This window comes from Archaeoglobaceae archaeon (assembly GCA_038734275.1).
Lineage (GTDB): Archaea > Halobacteriota > Archaeoglobi > Archaeoglobales > Archaeoglobaceae > WYZ-LMO2.
Window position 1 is genome coordinate 283,817 of sequence record JAVYOO010000001.1, and the last position, 17,239, is coordinate 301,055.

Sequence of the window (17,239 nt, forward strand, 5' to 3'; positions counted from 1 at the left end):
CTGCGCAGCTGTGCTCAGTTTTTATATGCTTCAAGTTCTTTAACTTCGAAATAAAAGATTGGATACCATGCAAAAAGATTTAAGGTTTGATATTAAAAACTCAAAAAATACTCATGGACCTTCGTAGAAGAGAGTTCTGGATGAAATGCAAGCCCAAGGATTTTGCCTTGTTTAACTGCAACGATCTTTTCCTCAAATTTTGCTAAGATCTCTACATCCTTTCCTACGCTTTCAATAATTGGAGCTCTTATAAAGATTGCATCAACTTCTCCAACATTTTTCATTTCAAGCTTTGTCTGAAAGCTCTCTCTTTGCCTTCCAAAGGCATTCCGTTTTACCTTTACATCAAGCAATCCTAATAGCCTCGTTTTAGTCTTTTCAACCTGCTCATCTCCGTATTTGGCAAGAATTATAAGACCGGCGCAGGTCCCCATGATTCGATTTCCATTTTTTGCAAATTCTATGATTTCATCTGCAATTGAGTCTTTAAAAATGAGCTTGCTTATTGTTGTACTCTCCCCACCCGGGATTATCAGCGCATCGCAATCGGGAATAATTCCAGACCTTCTAACGGCAAAGACTTCGCCATTTATCCCAAGGTTTTTCATTGCATTTCTCGTGGCTATTATGTGCTCTTCAACGTCTCCTTGAACTCCAATAACCGCGACCTTCATGCTCCACGCGTCTGTAGAAGCTCTCCTTCGCTTAATTTTGAGACTTCAAGTCCTTTCATCGCATCTCCAAGTTCTTTTGATACTTCAGCGACGATCTCTGGCCGATCATAATGTTCAACAGCTTCAACTATGGCTCTTGCAAATTTTTCGGGATTTGAAGATTTGAAAATGCCAGAGCCAACAAAAACACCATCTGCTCCAAGTCTCATCATCAGCGCAGCATCAGCCGGAGTGGCGATTCCACCTGCCGCAAAGTTTACTACGGGTAATCTTCCAAGATCGCGAATTTCGAGCAAAATCTCATGAATACCGTCAACTATTTCATTAAGCGTGAAACGCTCATAAACGATTTCCCCTTCCACTATAATACCCATTTCTTCTTTAACTTGTCGGGAGAGTTCTGCATATCTTGAGGCGTATTTAACAGCTATATCGTAAATCTTTTCCTCAGGGATGGTTTTTAGAAGGTAAATTGCCTGATTTATTAATCTCATGTGCTTAACTGCTTCAACTACATTTCCGGTTCCTGCTTCTCCCTTTGTTCTGATCATCGCAGCCCCTTCCCATATTCTTCTAACCGCTTCTCCAAGGCTTCTTGCTCCGCAGACAAATGGCACTGTAAAGTCTTTCTTGTATATGTGGAAGAACGTATCCGCCGGAGTGAGAACTTCGCTCTCATCGATCATGTCAACCCCTAAAGCTTCCAGAGCTCTTGCTTCAGCTATATGCCCTATTCTGCATTTTGCCATCACGGGAATCGTCACAGCATCCATTATCTCCTGAATTTTCTTTGGATCTGCCATTCTTGCCACTCCTCCACTTGCTCTGATGTCTGCTGGAACCTTGTGCAAAGCCATTACAGCAACAGCTCCTGCTTCTTCTGCAATTATGGCTTGCTCTACGTTTGTTACGTCCATTATGACTCCTCCTTTCTGCATCTTTGCAAATCCTCTTTTAACGAGCTCTGTGCCAAATCTCAGCTTTTCTATATCCAGCTTCATCATCATATTTTCTGTTCTCGATGCATATAAAATTACCCATAGTTAAAAGAACAATTTATAGTTATATAAAAAGATATTTAAAGAAGTATGAGGAATACTTTCGTGCATGATGCTCTTTATTCAGCGCTTTCAAGAGTTGGAAAAGTTGAATCTCATCCTGGAATTTTGCATATATATCGGTATGACTTCTTAGTAATCCCAAAACAACTTTCGAGATTTGTAAAAACCCCTGTCTGTATAGTTTATCCCAGAAATGATGAAGAAGTGCTTAAGATTCTTGAGATCTCTGAAAGGTTTGAAGTCCCAGTTATTGCAAGAGGCACAGGCACTTCCGGATATGGTGGTTGTGTCCCGCTGGAGAAGTGCATCGTAATTGACATGAAGAATCTGAACAGGATTAGCTTTCAGGATGACACGGCCATTCTGGAATCCGGTGCGGTCTGGATGGATGTCGAAAAAGCTGCAAATAAGGTTGGAAAGGCTCTTAGAGTTTATCCTACAAGTGCAACGGTTTCAACTGTGGGGGGATGGATTGCTCAGAATGGTTATGGAGTTGGAAGTCTGAAATACGGAGGAATTGCAGAAAATGTCGAATGGCTGGAGGTTGCGGACTTTGAAGGTATAAAGCAGGTCAAAGGAGACAAACTTAAATATTATATCGGGGCTTTTGGCACAACGGGAGTTATTCTTAGGGCCTGTGTTAGGCTTAGAAAGGCCCAAGAGATAAGCAGTTTTGCTTTTGAATGTAGCTTTGAAGATGCATTGGAAAAGGTAAAGGGCGCATATCACGCAAATTTCAAGGATAGTTATCACATGAAGTTTGAAAAGCTTGCGGAGAAGGACACATTACTTTTAAGTTATGAGGGATCATTTGAAACGTCTGAACTCGGAAAAAAACTTTGGGAAAGAAGACTATCTCCTTTAAAGGCTTTAAAAACAGATAAAATTTACTCAGAGGTAATCGTTCCAAATGAAAACGCTGTGGAGTTTTACGAAGAGGCAAAGAAATCTGCTTTCGGCATTGAGGCTATCTTCGCTCGAGATTGTGTTGTTTTTCTGGGTCTGTTTGGCAGAAGCGTTAGGGAGTATTTAGAGGCTCTGAGGTTCGTTAAAATTGCTGAAAAATTGGGAGGGGGAGTTTATACAACGGGATTATTATTCCCTCACAAAAATAAAATCAGAAAGGAACTTGAGGATTACAAGAAAAAAGTCGATCCGAAAAACCTGTTAAATCCGAGGAAGAGCTTTGCTGAGAATATATTTTCAAGGATAATGAAAGTGGGGGAGAGATTGTTATGGATCACATAAGTCCCAGAGATTGTATAAAGTGTGGACTCTGCAACATTTGCCCGGTTTTCAAAGTTGAAAAATTGGAATCGGTTTCTCCAAGAGGAAAACTCATACTTTTACACGAAATAAAAAGAGGAAGACTTAAAATTGATGCCCGGTTGGTAAAAGAAATTTACAAATGTTCTGTATGTGGGATTTGTGGTGTCGTTTGCCCTGCAAATCTGGAACTGGTGGAATTGTGGGAAAAAGTTAGAGAAGAATTGGTTAGCAAAAAGTTGGCCCCACTACCGATCCACAGAAAGGTAAGAGACATCACTTACAGGGAATTCAATCCATACGGCGGTGATCAGAGGAAAAGACTGGACTGGCTTGAGTTCAATACTGGAAAGTCAAAAACACTTTATTTCGCCGGTTGCACCGCGAGTTTCAAATCTCACAATATAGCCAAATCAACAGCAAGAGCGCTAAGAAACCTCGGAGTGGATTTTGCAGTTCTTGGAGCAAATGAGTTCTGCTGCGGGTCCCCCTTTTTAAGGACTGGGCAGAAAGACGTGGCGAAAATGCTTTTTACACGTAACATTAAAGTCTGGCAAAGGGAAGGGATAGAGGAAATCATTACATCTTGCCCGGGCTGTTATAAGACGATAAAGGACGACTATCCAAAATTTGCTGAAGAAGCAAAAATGGACTTTAACTTTGAAGTCAAGCATGTTTCATCAGTTTTCGCTGAAAGGATGGAAAAAGAAGAGACTATTGAAATGGTTGCAACATATCATGACCCATGCCACCTTGGCAGGCATATGGGGGTCTATGATGATCCAAGAAAGGTGATAAAAAAGGCCGGAGTGAAGCTGGTGGAGATGGAGAGAAGTAGAGAATTTGCCCTTTGCTGTGGTGCAGGAGGAGGTTTAAGGGCACAGTTTAAGGAAATAGCAATTGCAATAGCTGAAGAAAGAGTCAGAGAAGCGCTCGAAACCGGAACCAATATTATAATAACATCATGTCCTTTTTGTGAATACAATCTTTCAAGGGTTGGTGGTAGCAGAATCAGGGTTTTTGACTTATCCGAGATAGTAGATAGGACAATCTCTCCCTAAAAGTCTGTTTTCTACCATCGTAAATTGCATTAAGAATGGATTCCTTCTCCGAACTTTTAATATAATTGATAACAATACCTACATGCTCAGCGCTGTGAGCGTCACTACCTCCAATCCCCTTTTTCTGGAATTTTTCCGCGTATCTCCTTGCAAGGAAATTGAAATAGCTTTTTGCATTGAAAACTTCAATACAGTCAACGAATTCAAAATCTTTTTTCCTAATTGTTCCATTTCGCAGAATATCGAAAGGATGAGCAAGAACGCTTATTCCCCCGATCTCTCTAATGACCTTGCAAGTTTTATCCATTTTCATCCCTTTCTCTATGTCCTTCCAGACTCCATAGACAAGCAAATGCCCACTCTCTGTCGATACTTCGATACCCGGAATAACTACAATAGGGATCTTTTCTTCAGAGATTAATTCGATCGCGCTCAGAGAACCTGCTATGGTGTCGTGGTCTGTTATAGAAAGAACATCGATTCCCTTATTGACAGCAATTTGGACGATCTTCTTTACACTGTCTTTTCCATCACTGTATTTGGAATGCACGTGCAATTCTGCTCTAAGCATTTTACCATCTTATCTCGACTTCTTCGATTCTAAAATTCGGTTTAACGTATGACTCTTCAATAGGTGTGCTGTATCCATTTTTTAGCATTAAAAGCCCGGTGTAAGCAATCATCGCTCCGTTATCGCCCATAAGCTCGGCTGGAGGAGTGTAAAACTTTGCCCCACGATCTTCGCACATAATTCTTAGCATACTCTGCAGTCTCTTATTCACCCCAACTCCGCCTACCAGAAGGACCTCATCGTAGCCGAGATATGCAAGGGCTCTTTCCGTTACTTCAGTAAGCATCGCAAAAGCGGTTTCCTGAAAGCTAAAAGCTATGTCTTCTATCCTTGCCTTGCCCTTCAATCTCTGTGCAGCGGTAACCATACCACTGAAGGAGAAATCCATTCCCTTGACCACATATGGTAGTGGATAATACTTGCTTCCGGATTCTGCAAGCTTTTCAATCTTGGGCCCGCCTGGGTGTGGAAGTCCAAAACTTCTTGCAAGCTTGTCTATTGCATTTCCTATTCCTATGTCGAGAGTTTCGCCAAAAACTCTGTATCGATTGCCCCTTCTTGCGATTATCTGACTGTTCCCACCGCTAACGTATAGCGCTACCGGGTTCTTTGCATCTGTCCTCCATCTTCCAACCTCAACATGTGCAAGACAGTGGTTGACGCCAATTAGAGGTTTTTTCAGTTTTAAAGCCAGGAATCTGCTTGCAGTGGCAACAATTCGTAAGCATGGCCCAAGCCCGGGCCCCTGAGAGAATGCGATCGCATCAATCTTCTCCTTTGGAAATTTATTAAAAATAGCCCTTATAAGGGAAGGCATTTTTTCAGCATGATGCTGGGCCGCTTCTCTTGGGTGAATTCCCCCCTCCTTGGGGAGGTAAGGATCGCTTACAACCGCAATTACTTCTTGCTCATCTACAACTGCCAAGCTCAAATTCCAAGCGGTTCCCTCGATTCCAAGAACATTCATTTCTTTTTAAACTCGGTATATCCACACTTACCGCATGTGAACCTGTCTTTGTGCTCTGCTAAAAAGACCCCTTCGCCACATCTTGGGCAGAATTTCCTCTTTCTAACAATTTTTTCGCCCTTTATCTCGTAAAATCTGCTTACAACTTCCGGCATTTTATCCCTCCGGTTTTGCTCCTTCAGCCTTCTTTTCAGCTTTCAGTTCTGGAAAGTTTCGCTCCAGGATGTGTCTGTCTTCGATTGCTTTCAGAGCCTCTTCTGTATCGTAGATCTTTGCATAAACCTTTGCCTCTCTTTTTCCAAATTCCGTTTTTACGTAATCCAGAACTACTCTTTTTAGTTCTGCGTTCATAAGTCCTGCTACTTTCTCTCTAATCTCTGCCCTTGAGGGCGTTTTACCATTAAACCTTACTCTGAAGTAAACTTCCTTTCTCTTTAGGAGCGGATTGTATCTTTCTGACTCGACTCGGATCTCCAATCAGATCACCCCCAATTTTCTCAGCTCATCACTTTTTTCAACTATTTCCATCTGTTTAAGAAGTTTGAGTATTAGAATCTTTTTTTCTTTATCGATCATGAATGCAACCACACCCTCTTTTGGTTGTCCATACAAAATGAGTGAGTTTTCAGGCATTAAAATGCCAAGTGGCATGACTGCAAGATCTTCTTCGCCAACTACGAATATCAAAGTTTTATATCCTTCTTCTGCTCTTTTAACGGCTTTTTCGATAGCCTTTACGAGTTCAGAGGAGATATGAGCTGGAGGATTTTCGACTTCGATTCTTTCGTAACCCTTCGGAACTTCGAACCTGAGATTTTCCTCTCTAAGAGTCTTTCCATCTATAACAACGATATGGGGAAGAATTCCAACTTTAAAAGCACAGTAAGTGACAAAATCACCTACAATTGCGATTAATTTTGCAACTCGGATTTCCTCAACTATCTCGAGCACTTTTTCTCCATCCCTGTAGAGTTTTCCGTAGGGTTTGGATAGTTCAGAGCGAAGTTTTTCCGGAAGTCTGAGCATCAATCTACCCTCAATGCGTATTTTCCGGGGTTGTTAATGCCAAGGCTTTTGGCTATCTCGCTTTTTTCTGGATCCAGAATTATCAGATAGCCATACCATTCCTTTGTGAGGTCAGATGAGCCACAATTCTTGCAGACTATCGCATCTGGATTTATATATTTGCAGATTCTACAGGCTAATTCAGCCAACTTTTTCACCTCTTGTTTTTGCTATCTCTTCTTCAATCCACTTAAGAGCCCCAAGCCAAGGTTGTCGCATTGTGAGTCCGATTCTACTCTTTTCCGGTTCCCTTTCCTTTAAACTAAGAGATACGATTCTTGCTCTGACGAGATCACCTTCTGTGAGAGCCTTTTTTGTCTCTTTACCAACAAGTCTTTTGTTTTTTTCGTCAAAAACCATGTAATCATCGGTTATTTGGCTGGTATGGAGAAGTGCATCAAAAGGGCCTATTGAGACAAAGCAGCCAAATTCAACCACTTCGACCACTTCTCCCTCCACAACTTCCTGCAAATTTGGTTTAAAGCATATTGCGTTAAAGACAACATCGAAATAAATTGCACCGTCTCCTTCGATTATTCTCCCCTCCCCAATCTCCTCTATGCTTTCTATGCCAATGATCATACCATATTCTCTATCAAGTCTTCCTTCAAACTGCTCCCATAGCAGAGATTCAATTGTCTCTTCTAAATTTTCCCCGATTTTGAAAGGAGGGACACGCACGGTATCGCGCAATTTTATTCGAGCATACATAACGCAAGAGCTAATTACTGCGGAAATATAAATTTAACTTCTCCAAAATTATTCTCTTCAGATCTGAGGATAGGTAATCGAGAACAGTCCCTTTAGCGGAAAAAAGCTCCACATGCCTTGCGATTCTTTCAAACTCTCCACCGCCAATCGCATTGGCTATCACCCCTGCTCCTTGCGCGGACTGTTTTCCAATTCCAAAACCACTTAAAAGTCTTGTTTCGTATTTTTCAGCCACTAAATTCTTTAAATCTCTGGCAAACTTTCCTGAAAGAAAACATAATTCCGCTTTTCCAATACTCACCTCAACCGCTCTTAGTCCTTTTAAAACAAATTCTCCGAGCAATTCAATGGGATTCCCACCATGTTCTTCTATAAAGCTTTTTATTCCTCCAGTGAATATTAGCCTTTTTGGAAAAGATCCAGCCAGATATGCGACTTCTGCGTCAATAGAACCCATCGAACTATATCCCATGAATCCGGAAGTTCCGCCAATGCCATCCACTATTTTTCCATTTTTCACCGCTATGAAGGAGCTGAAACCATATCCAACTTCAGCAAGAATAAAGTTCTGTTTTTCAATCTCGATTTCATCTGAAAGCTGGATAATTGCCAAAACAGCTGAGCAGAGTTTATCTGAAGTTCCAAGATCGATTTTGTTGAATTTTCGCCATTTTGGCACAGTTGGCAAGTGTATAACTCCTGGAATGGTGTAAAAGTTCAAATTTTTCCTCCTTATAGCTTCTATTACAGCTCTTAGCCCAATACTCTTTTCAGCATCGAGGTTAAGCGTCATTAGAAGTATTTCTTCGTTTGTTAAATTTGAAAACTTCTTTATGGGCATTCCGTAGCCAGAAAGACCCGCATAGACGTCTGCTTCGTAGGATTCTATTGCTTCGAGAAGCAAATTCGGGTTCTCTTTGATCAAACTACTTTCAAAACTCTCAGCAAAAAATTCACCATTTATAATTGCAAATATCTCATAACTTTTTGTCCCAGCATCTACTCCAACCGCATTTACCATGGATTTCCCTCCAAAAGACTTCTTATTTTGTCTGTAGTCGCCCTCATAACTCTTTCGAATCTAACCTCAATTTTTTTTCCTCTGCATTTTCTGTCGATCTCTCTTAGATTTACACCAACGAGTTTGAGATGCATTTTGAAAAGTTCGAGGATTTCCTCACTTGAAAATGTCAGTCTGATCTCTTCAGTGACTTCCTTTCCCTCCGAAACCTTATTTATACTCTCTATCAGGGCATTCAGAATAGCCTTTCCAAGTCTTCTGGATCTTTCTTCGATATTATCCTGAAATTCAAAGCTTTGAAATGCTTCTCTGATAATTCTCGCCAGCATGAAATCTCTACCGTATTCTTCAAAATTTTTAAAAGCGTAACTGAGGTCTCCACAATTTGAAAAGCTTGTTGTGTATTTTAGAGGGGCGAGAATCATCTCAAGATCTTTGAAGACAATTCCCTCTCGGCCTCTGGTGTTGAGATCTTCAACGACTCTTCTTATACCCTCTATATCGCTTGCAGAAGTCTTTAAAAGTATTTCCACCGTTTTAATTCCGTATCTCTCTGCTATTTCCTCCTTTTCTTTTATTGTCATCGGTTTATTCGTTTTGCATTCTCTTATGTCAAAAAGGAAGAATTCCAACCCTTCAATACCATAATGATCGGGAACGTATGGTGATGCATTTCCAATTGCTTCACAGCATAGCATGTGTTCCGGAAACTCATCAAAAAATTCCTCAGGGATTTGTTCTCTCGCTTTTTCTGTTGTATATGGGCATAAAAGTCCTCTACGAGTTATTGCATATATTTTGTCCGAAATCTTTACAATTCTGACGTTGTAGCCGTTCATTTTTTCTTCTAAAGCGATATTCTTATCTCCAAAATGCTTTTTAAGCCCTGATTCCAAGTAAAGTATTCTCTTTATTTTTGGAAAACCCCTGAAAACTTTCAAGCCATCTTTGCTCTTAACAATCAGCGTCCCTTCTTCATACATGCCGAACTTTTTATCGATTCTTAAAGCTTCGATTATGTCACTGAAATACGGATGCTTCACAAAGGCCTTTTTTAATATTCCTTTCTCTTCCAATCTTTCCGTTGAAAACTTTGAAAGATTAAGAGCTTCAGAAACGAAATTCATGAATGCTGATAAAGAAACTTCACAAGGTCTCTTTCAGTGAGTATGCCCTCTAATTTTCCATTTTCGACTATTAAAACTGCTCCATATCCTTTTTCAAGCAATTCTGAGACAATCTGAGAAATTAAAGCGTCTTTGGGAAACATAGGAATTTCTTTATAAATCAAAAGATCGTTATTTCCCAATATTGTTGTCACGGGCTTCTTTATTGCCTCCTTTATATCTCCAATTTCGAGCATCTTGAAAGCTTCACCTTTTCCAAAGTATGCAAGAATCTCTCGTGCTGTTATAAGCCCCAAAAGAATTCCATCTTCAATTACAGGTAATCTTCTAAATCTTTTGGTTATCATTGTTTTCATTGCTGTTTCAATTGAATCTTGGGGTCTCAGTGTGACCACATTTTTTGTCATGAAGTCCTCAGCAACTCCATCTATTTTCTTATTTTGTGCGAGAAACTCTAAAATATCTCTCTCCGTTATTATTCCAACAACTACTTCATCTTTATCCACGATCGGACAACCACCAACTCTTTTTTCAAACATCAATTCAACTGCAGTTTCGACTGAATCTTTGACAGATAAGGATATCACATTTCTTTCCATTATCTCTTTAATTTCGGCATTAACCGCTACGGCGAGATTACCATTATACCGATTTCTCACAATTCCATGCTTTTTTCCCCCTCCAAAGAAGTTTATAAAATCGGTGGCAGTTATAATCCCCTTTAGCTTTTTTGTCCCAGCATCGGTGACTGGAATCCTCCTGAAATTCTTTCTAAGGATAAACTTGAGTGCGTTCATTATTGTAGAAGTTTGAGACAAAGTCTGAACGTCAGTAGTTGCTATTTCCATTACATTCATCAAATTCACCTTTCACGTTCTGAGCAGTCTTCACACAGGTTCAGACCTTCAACATCGTATAGGGTGTCAACATATCTCCCACACTTTTCGCATATTCCTCCGCTCATCTCTTCAACAAAACCCGAAGATTGCTCTGTTATTAGAGAGGAAAGTTCACCTAAATCCAGAGAGATACCCAATATGTCATTATCAGTTATAATCCCAACAAGCTCTCCGTTTTCATTAACCACAGGTAATCTTCTTATTCCCTTCTTCGTCATGATGCTTGCAGCTTCCCTAATACTTGTAGTAGGTTTTATCGTGATCAGGGGAGAACTCATAACTTCTCTAACTTTTACAGAAGAAGGAGACTTATTCTTTGCAACAACTTTTGCGATAAGATCTTTTTCTGTGACTATCCCGACAGGTTTATTTCCATCCATGATTACCGCACTTCCGACGCCGTATTCTACCATTCTCTTGGCGACAGAGTGTATGTTCTCATCTATGCTTGCCTTACAGACATCTCTTGTCATTATCTCTTTCACTGGTAAGTCTGTGTGCATACTCCTCACCTTTAGAAACTTTGTTTGAAGGATTTTAAGTTTTTTGATGTGGTAATTACAAAAAATAATTTATGCAAACCCAATACTAACTTCATGAGACTTCCGGGATTTTACAGACTCAGTGTCGAGGAAAGATTGCAAAAAGTGGCAGAAATAGTGGGTTTGAGTGAAGAAGAAGTTGGAGCTTTAAGATCTTCAGGAGGCTTACCCATCGATGTTGCAAATCGAATGATTGAAAATGTCATAGGCACTTTTGAACTTCCACTTGGAATTGCCACGAACTTTCTGATCGACGGCAAAGACTATTTAATTCCCATGGTCATTGAAGAGCCGAGCGTGGTTGCTGCAGCGAGCAACGCAGCGAGAATGGCAAGAGAAGGCGGAGGATTTTTCACAGATTTCACTGCTCCAATAATGATTGGACAAATTCAAATTGTGGAAGTTAAAAATCCTGAAAGCGCAAGGTTTGAGATACTAAAGAACAAGGCGGAGATCATTGAAAAGGCGAATGAGTGTGATCCGATCCTTGTAAAGCTCGGAGGGGGTTGCAAGGATCTTGAAGTCAGAATCATAGACTCAATTTGCGGTAAGATGGTTGTAGTTCATTTGCTTGTCGATGTAAGGGATGCAATGGGGGCGAATGCGGTGAATACGATGTGTGAAAAGGTTGCCCCTATTGTTGGCAGACTATCGGGCGGTAGACCTCTCCTTCGAATACTTTCAAATCTTGCAGTTTATAGAATTGCGAGGGCAAAGGCTGTGTTTAAAAAAGAAGCCATTGGAGGCGAAGAAGTTGTCGATGGAGTAATGAAAGCCTATGCCTTTGCTGAAGCGGATCCGTTCAGGTGTGCGACTCACAACAAGGGAATAATGAACGGCATTTCAGCTTTGATGATCGCTACAGGCAACGATTTTAGAGCGGTGGAAGCGGGAGCTCATGGATATTCAGCTATTAAGGGCTACAAACCGCTTACGAAATACGAGATCGATGCAAATGGCGATCTTGTTGGAACGATCGAGATCCCGATCTCTGCCGGGATCATTGGTGGAGCAACGCAGGTGAATCCGCTGGCAAAGATCTGTCTTAAAATCCTTGGAGTTAAAAGCTCGGAAGAGCTCGCAAGAGTCTCTGCTGCTCTTGGCTTAGCCCAGAACTTCGCAGCACTGCGAGCTTTGGCTACAGAAGGCATTCAGCGTGGTCACATGGAGCTTCACGCAAGAAACATCGCAATAATGGCGGGTGCAAAGGGAAGTGAAATCGACGAAGTTGCAGAGATCATGGTTAAAGAAGGCAAGATTAGAATGGACTTTGCAAAAGAGATTCTTACGAAGCTGAGATCTAAGAAAGAGTAACGTCTATATCTTTGAGAGTTGAGCAGGTTATACCCATTTCTGCAAGCTCTTCTTTCAATTTTATTGAAGGTTTTCCGTGATAGAAGATCACGTGCTCTGCTTTGCAGTGCTCAACCATTGCAATTATTCCCCTATAGTCCATGTGATCGCTTATGACGATCCTCGGATGCCGGTAGTATCTCTGTGCGGTCAAAATATGACCTTTTTCGAGATTTCTTGGCGAAACGATGCAGGATCCAGAATTTCCGACTTCTATTCCAAGAGCAGAACAGATCTTCTTGATTTTATCTTCCGCTGTGAACTCATATCCTTCGCTGTTTAGAATTTCAGCAACTCTCTGTGCTTTTCCGATTGGGTAAGCACCAAGGGCTATATTGTTTTTTGCAACGCTCAAAAGCCTGTCTATTTCGTCCTCAAAAACAAAAGAAGGATGACCATAGGTTGATTCGGTGATCAAAACTTTGCATTTCGGCAAACACTCCCAGTGCTTGACGTCCCCCGTTATTAGTGCCCCAATCTCCTTAATGTAGAAAGCGGTTGCCCCATGGATGTGCTTTGTTGGATAAGTTTCGATTTTGAGCTCTCCAAGTCTGAAGGAGTCACCAATTTTAAAAATTATGCCCGAAAATTCTTTATTGCTAACAGTCTTAAGGATCTTCGCAGTCTCAATACTTGCTATTGCCTTTGGGTTCTGAACATTTCTATGCCCGTAATGATCTGAGTGCGCATGGGTAATCAGATTAAAACCGTCTCCGGGAGTTGAGTCGATGTGAATATCAATTCCTTTGAATCTTAGGGATAAATGCGGGCAGAATTTTCTTTTATAGACAAGAAAACCAAATCTCTCCGCAATCTCTAAGGAATTCACGAAATTGGTTTTTCAGAATATTTATAACTCTTATCCAAGTTTCCAATCCAGTGGAGACCCTGGCTTTAGTATTGCTTTTTGTAACTGGAATAATCGCAGGAACATTTGGAGGGTTCCTTGGTGTAGGTGGCGGTTTTATAATGCTCCCCGCTCTTTCTTTTCTCTTTGGTTATCCATTGGCTATTGCCATAGGCACGACAATAACCGCAATTATCTTTACCGCCATTTCTGGAGCTTTCGGGCATTTGAGGATGAGAAATGTCGATCTGAAAACTGCGAAACTTATCTCGATCAGCGGTGCTACCGGAGCGGTTGCTGGTTCGCTGGCATTCTTTTATCTATGCGATAAAGTTTGGCTTCTCAGTCTCCTTTTGGGGATCATATTTCTCCTTACGAGCCTCAGAATGATCTATGAAGGTCTTAAAAGAGAGATTCCTGAAATCAAAAATGGGGAGATACAGGGATCGAAGAAGGCGAAAGTCTTAGTAGGATTATTCGTTGGATTGCTCGTCGGCATCTTTGGGATAGGTGGTGGATTTGCTCTGGTTCCAAGCTTTGTTTACATTTTTGGTTCTGCAATAAAGCTTGCGGTCGGGACTTCTCTGGCTTCATTTTTGAGCATGGCGATTGTGAGCTCAGCATTCAAACTCTATGAGGGATTTGTCGATCTAATGGCGGTGTTTTTTCTTGGCTTGGGAGCACTGTTCGGAGCACAAATGGGAGTAAGAATTTTAAGCTCAACTCCTTCTTGGCTCATCAGACTTATTTTTGGCTTTTTGTTTCTTTACATAGCTTTAAGGTTTGTTTTGAATGGAATTATCGGAGCTTTTTGATTTAAACTTGGACATTAAAAAACAAATTTGCCCGATTATGAGCTTTCCATGCTTGACATTCTCACGCCAATGAATTCTTAGTATTTGATAATTCTTCGAAAGGTTTATTTAGTGTCATTTCGAATAATATTGTTTGGTAAGATAGTCCTGCAAAACTGCTGAAGCAAATTTCGGTAGCTTTGTAGAGCTATTTTACCACGAAAATTTAAAAGGGGGTGTATATGAGAATTAAGTCAATAATAGGAATCTTAGCAGTGTTATTCTTAGTCTGGAGTATCTTTCCAGCCTTTGCGGACGATTTTACAAACGTAAGCGAGTGCATGGAGATAACGCAAAGCGGGAATTACAGGCTGAATCAAAGCATTTCAGGACTTTTAAGCGGTCAGGATTACTGCATAGGAATCTTTGCAGACGACGTTGTTTTAGATGGACAGGGATTTTCGATAACTGGCACGGATAGCGGGACAGGAATTCTCGTTCAGGCGAACAACGTTACGATAATTAATGTGAGCGTTTCGGGCTATGATTACGGTATCTATTTTGATTCTTTGAATAATAGCACAATTGCGAACAGCCATATTTCATACAACAATGAAGCTGGTATTCGATTCCAGTATTCTGATAACAGCACAATAAAAGACTGCCTAATCGAGAACAACGACGGGGGCATCTTTCTCTACTATTCCAGCAACAACACAATAGAGAACAGCACGATCTCCAGTAGCAGTTATGGAATTACGATCTATAACTCTGAGAACATCATAATATCAGACAACCTAATTCTGAACAACTATGATGATGGCATATATGCCTACCAGTCCAGTATCAGAGTAGTGAACTGCACGATCTCCAACAACGGTGGCTTTGGTATCTATCTGAATTATTCGGGCGACAACTTCATTGACAACAGCACGATCTCTAACAATGGTAGAGCGGGCATAAGCATAGATGCTCCCAATAACGCAATAACGAACTGCATAATCACGAATAACTACGAAGCAGGTATCGATCTCGGTTCTAACAACAACTTCATAGCGAACAACGAAGTTAGGAACAACAATCAAGCAGAAAGCTCGGATTACGGTGGTATTTTGTTATACAGAGCTAATGACACAATAGTCCTTAACAACCTCATAACTGGCAACAAGATCTATGGTGTCCGCTTAGTAAGCAGTCAAAACAATACATTCTATGGCAACGAGATCGTGGACAACTGTGGCGGAGAAGCGGGAATTTACCTATATGAGGCTGAAAATATAACTTTCGAGAAAAACAACGTCTCCGCAAATACTGGCTATGGTTTCTTAATAGAGTTCTCAAGCAATATTACGATTTACAATAACACGATCTCTGGCAACAATTATTATGGCATCTATCTCTGGGATTCCAGCAACAACGTCATAGAGAATAACACTATTTCTGCCAACGGTATTGATGGTATCTATCTCGAGTATTCCAGCAACAACATCATAGAGAATAACACGATCTCTGGCAACAATATTAATGGCATCTATATTATCTATTCCAGCAACAACGTCATTAACAACAACACGATTTCTGACAACAGTGGTTATGGCATCTATCTCGAGGATTCCAGCAGCAATCTCATCTACAACAATCTATTCAATAACACTAACAACATTAATAAATTAGTTGCTGGCATAAAAGTGGATACTGGAACTTACAAGCTCGTTTACCTTGCGTTTGGATTTGAGGCAATAAACAGCAGTGAAATGAGAGACGAGGTTATGAACAGAACTCTGAACTGGCTTGGATACAGCGGTCAGACGATTCTGCTGGTGGACGACGATTCTGGAGCCGACTATGAGTCATACTATAACAATTCTCTGAATAATCTTAGCATTGCATATGATTACTGGGACTGCGAAGTTATGGGATCCCCAAGCTACTCTGATTTAAGCAATTATCCAATCGTTGTATGGTTCTTTGGAGATGACTACGAGGAAGTTCTAAATGAAGCTGAAATAGAGGCTTTGGCGGATTATTTGGACAATGGAGGAAAGCTATTCATAACAGGGCAGGATATAGGCTACTATTTAGTTGAACTGGGAAATGATCCAGAATTCTATCGAAACTACTTGCACGCTGTATACGTCACTGACTGGACTGGCATCTGGGATATAATTGGAATAGAAGGTGATCCGATCTCAGACGGATTGGCTTTTGGCATTTCTGGTGGTAATGGTGCAAACAATCAGGATTATCCGAGTGGAATAGCACCGGCGGATAGCTATGCAACTCCGATCTTTATCTACTCGTATATCGCTGAAGCGAACACATGGAACACTACCTTGCAGCAAGGAACAAACATCCTCGGTGGCAACTGGCTTGGCGGTAATGCTTGGCTAAGCCCAGATGGAACTGGATTCTCTCAAACCTGTGCGGATTCGGATAGAAATGGAATCTGCGATACTCGATTCGTGATTGATGATAACAATATAGATTATCTGCCGTTGAAATATCCACAGCCAGTTCCTACACCACCAACACCACCTACTACTCCAACACCAACTCCAACAACCACTCCAAGACCACCCGCTGGCGGTGGATCAAGCAGTGGAACAGGAAGCAGAGCAATTCCCGGAGTGCCGATTTACATAACTGGCTACATAACAACCAAGGCAAATGAAGAAAGCCCAATAGAACTCCCGCAGAGCGGATTCTGGGAGACAAATATCCTCAAGATAATCGTTATCAGCTCGGAAGATGACAACGTTCGCTTTAGAATTGAAAAGCTAAAAGACTTCGACTCAGGAATTCCAGAGCCAAGCGGAGTTGCAATGCTCATTCTCGACATTAAGCCAACGCTGAGCAAGGGTTCAAACATTAAAGCAAAGATCCATTTCGGAATACCAATTGAAGAGATAAAAGCAAAAGGCTTCGATCCAAATCTTGTTGAAGTAATTCTGCTCAAGTGGAACGGAAAGCAGTGGATCGAGTTACCAACCAAATTCTTGAGCAGTGATGGAAAATACAATTACTATGAATCTGAAACTCCAAGCTTTAGTCTCTTTGCTGCTGTGCTAAAGCCTTCAGAGGCTCCAACTCCAGCGGTAACCCCAACAACGCCACCCACAATAGTCGTGACAACACCAACCACGACTCCAGCTGAGAAACCGTTCATTCCTGGCTTCGAAGCAATCTTCGCAATCGCGGGGCTCTTAGCGGTGGCTTATCTGCTGAGGAGGAATTAAATTCATTTTTTATTTATTTTTAAAATTCACCGAAATAAAAGAAA

19 protein-coding genes are annotated in these 17,239 nt (G+C 41.0%); 5 read left to right on the plus strand and 14 right to left on the minus strand.

Going from position 1 to position 17,239, the window contains the following annotated elements; translation table 11 throughout:
- Window positions 1–92: 92 nt before the first annotated feature.
- Window positions 93–674 carry a pyridoxal 5'-phosphate synthase glutaminase subunit PdxT gene (gene pdxT, locus QXI54_01505; GenBank protein ID MEM0301830.1) on the minus strand — a complete coding sequence of 194 codons (582 nt, stop codon included), beginning with the start codon at window positions 672–674 and terminating at the stop codon, window positions 93–95.
- Window positions 671–1,678 carry a pyridoxal 5'-phosphate synthase lyase subunit PdxS gene (gene pdxS / locus QXI54_01510; GenBank protein MEM0301831.1) on the minus strand — a complete coding sequence of 336 codons (1,008 nt, stop codon included), beginning with the start codon at window positions 1,676–1,678 and terminating at the stop codon, window positions 671–673. The genes pdxT and pdxS overlap by 4 nt, the downstream gene beginning before the upstream one ends.
- Before the next feature lie 99 nt (window positions 1,679–1,777).
- Between pdxS and QXI54_01515 the strand changes: the two genes are divergently transcribed.
- Both QXI54_01515 and QXI54_01520 read left to right on the plus strand, forming a co-directional pair.
- The gene (locus QXI54_01515) at window positions 1,778–2,983 is read left to right on the plus strand and encodes an FAD-binding oxidoreductase (GenBank protein MEM0301832.1); all 1,206 of its coding nucleotides are present in this window, start codon (window positions 1,778–1,780) and stop codon (window positions 2,981–2,983) included.
- Window positions 2,971–4,062, plus strand: a complete 1,092-nt coding sequence (locus QXI54_01520; protein MEM0301833.1) for a heterodisulfide reductase-related iron-sulfur binding cluster — start codon at window positions 2,971–2,973, stop codon at window positions 4,060–4,062. The genes QXI54_01515 and QXI54_01520 overlap by 13 nt, the downstream gene beginning before the upstream one ends.
- Here the strand turns inward: QXI54_01520 and QXI54_01525 are convergent.
- Genes QXI54_01525 through QXI54_01575 form a run of 11 tightly spaced genes read right to left on the minus strand, consistent with a single transcriptional unit; the run spans window position 4,013 to window position 10,926 of the window.
- The gene (locus QXI54_01525; GenBank protein ID MEM0301834.1) at window positions 4,013–4,633 is read right to left on the minus strand and encodes a PHP domain-containing protein; all 621 of its coding nucleotides are present in this window, start codon (window positions 4,631–4,633) and stop codon (window positions 4,013–4,015) included. The genes QXI54_01520 and QXI54_01525 overlap by 50 nt on opposite strands.
- A gap of 1 nt (window position 4,634) precedes the next feature.
- Window positions 4,635–5,600 carry a bifunctional N(6)-L-threonylcarbamoyladenine synthase/serine/threonine protein kinase gene (locus QXI54_01530; protein ID MEM0301835.1) on the minus strand — a complete coding sequence of 322 codons (966 nt, stop codon included), beginning with the start codon at window positions 5,598–5,600 and terminating at the stop codon, window positions 4,635–4,637.
- Window positions 5,597–5,755, minus strand: a complete 159-nt coding sequence (locus tag QXI54_01535) for a 30S ribosomal protein S27ae (GenBank protein MEM0301836.1) — start codon at window positions 5,753–5,755, stop codon at window positions 5,597–5,599. Before QXI54_01535 ends, QXI54_01530 begins: the two co-directional genes overlap by 4 nt.
- 1 nt (window position 5,756) lies before the next feature.
- A complete protein-coding gene (locus QXI54_01540; protein ID MEM0301837.1) occupies window positions 5,757–6,077 on the minus strand; it encodes a 30S ribosomal protein S24e in 321 nt (106 codons plus the stop codon).
- Window positions 6,078–6,626 (minus strand): DUF359 domain-containing protein, encoded by a 549-nt coding sequence (locus tag QXI54_01545; protein MEM0301838.1) that lies wholly within the window; start codon window positions 6,624–6,626, stop codon window positions 6,078–6,080.
- Complete coding sequence (gene spt4, locus QXI54_01550; protein MEM0301839.1) at window positions 6,626–6,814, minus strand: transcription elongation factor subunit Spt4; 189 nt, start codon at window positions 6,812–6,814, stop codon at window positions 6,626–6,628. Before spt4 ends, QXI54_01545 begins: the two co-directional genes overlap by 1 nt.
- Window positions 6,807–7,376, minus strand: a complete 570-nt coding sequence (gene rpoE / locus QXI54_01555) for a DNA-directed RNA polymerase (protein MEM0301840.1) — start codon at window positions 7,374–7,376, stop codon at window positions 6,807–6,809. The genes spt4 and rpoE overlap by 8 nt, the downstream gene beginning before the upstream one ends.
- A 10-nt stretch (window positions 7,377–7,386) precedes the next feature.
- On the minus strand, window positions 7,387–8,397 hold the full coding sequence (locus QXI54_01560; GenBank protein MEM0301841.1) for a DUF1464 family protein: 1,011 nt from the start codon (window positions 8,395–8,397) through the stop codon (window positions 7,387–7,389).
- Window positions 8,391–9,524, minus strand: a complete 1,134-nt coding sequence (locus QXI54_01565; GenBank protein MEM0301842.1) for an RNA ligase — start codon at window positions 9,522–9,524, stop codon at window positions 8,391–8,393. The genes QXI54_01560 and QXI54_01565 overlap by 7 nt, the downstream gene beginning before the upstream one ends.
- Window positions 9,521–10,381 carry a CBS domain-containing protein gene (locus QXI54_01570; protein MEM0301843.1) on the minus strand — a complete coding sequence of 287 codons (861 nt, stop codon included), beginning with the start codon at window positions 10,379–10,381 and terminating at the stop codon, window positions 9,521–9,523. The genes QXI54_01565 and QXI54_01570 overlap by 4 nt, the downstream gene beginning before the upstream one ends.
- A 5-nt stretch (window positions 10,382–10,386) precedes the next feature.
- Window positions 10,387–10,926 (minus strand): CBS domain-containing protein, encoded by a 540-nt coding sequence (locus tag QXI54_01575; GenBank protein ID MEM0301844.1) that lies wholly within the window; start codon window positions 10,924–10,926, stop codon window positions 10,387–10,389.
- A 93-nt stretch (window positions 10,927–11,019) separates the two neighbouring features.
- Here QXI54_01575 and QXI54_01580 point away from each other — a divergent pair, with 93 nt between their 5' ends.
- Window positions 11,020–12,279 carry a hydroxymethylglutaryl-CoA reductase, degradative gene (locus tag QXI54_01580; protein MEM0301845.1) on the plus strand — a complete coding sequence of 420 codons (1,260 nt, stop codon included), beginning with the start codon at window positions 11,020–11,022 and terminating at the stop codon, window positions 12,277–12,279.
- On the opposite strand, the gene QXI54_01585 is transcribed toward QXI54_01580, so the two are convergent.
- Entirely contained in the window at window positions 12,266–13,147 is an 882-nt protein-coding gene (locus QXI54_01585) for an MBL fold metallo-hydrolase (GenBank protein MEM0301846.1), read from the minus strand. The two genes, QXI54_01580 and QXI54_01585, sit on opposite strands and share 14 nt — an antisense overlap.
- A 50-nt stretch (window positions 13,148–13,197) precedes the next feature.
- Here QXI54_01585 and QXI54_01590 point away from each other — a divergent pair, with 50 nt between their 5' ends.
- Window positions 13,198–13,980, plus strand: a complete 783-nt coding sequence (locus QXI54_01590) for a sulfite exporter TauE/SafE family protein (GenBank protein ID MEM0301847.1) — start codon at window positions 13,198–13,200, stop codon at window positions 13,978–13,980.
- Window positions 13,981–14,201: 221 nt separating this feature from the next.
- The gene (locus QXI54_01595; GenBank protein ID MEM0301848.1) at window positions 14,202–17,195 is read left to right on the plus strand and encodes a right-handed parallel beta-helix repeat-containing protein; all 2,994 of its coding nucleotides are present in this window, start codon (window positions 14,202–14,204) and stop codon (window positions 17,193–17,195) included.
- Window positions 17,196–17,239: the final 44 nt, after the last annotated feature.